Genomic DNA, 260 nt, shown 5'->3' on the forward strand with positions numbered 1-260 from the left:
TATGCATTAATACTAAAAAGCCCGCTTAACAGCGGGCTTTTTGTTTATACGCTTTAAAGTGCTTACTTAAACAAGCGATTTAAACCATTTAATGCTGCAACTCGATAGGCTTCTGCCATGGTTGGGTAGTTAAATGTGGTATTTACAAAGTAGTCGATATTATTGCCACCATTTTTTTGCTCCATAATGGCCTGGCCAATGTGAACAATTTCAGAGGCACGTTCGCCAAAGCAATGTACCCCAAGTACTTCTTTGGTTTC

At 39.2% G+C, this 260-nt stretch carries 1 pseudogene; it reads right to left on the reverse strand.

Annotation, left to right across the window (positions count from 1 at the left end):
- Positions 1-62 precede the first annotated feature (62 nt).
- Positions 63-260 (reverse strand): annotated as a pseudogene (locus R2R70_RS21175) (NAD(P)(+) transhydrogenase); the annotation flags it as partial.

The sequence above is a fragment of the Cobetia sp. SIMBA_158 genome (assembly GCF_046566945.1).
Taxonomy (GTDB): domain Bacteria; phylum Pseudomonadota; class Gammaproteobacteria; order Pseudomonadales; family Halomonadaceae; genus Cobetia; species Cobetia amphilecti.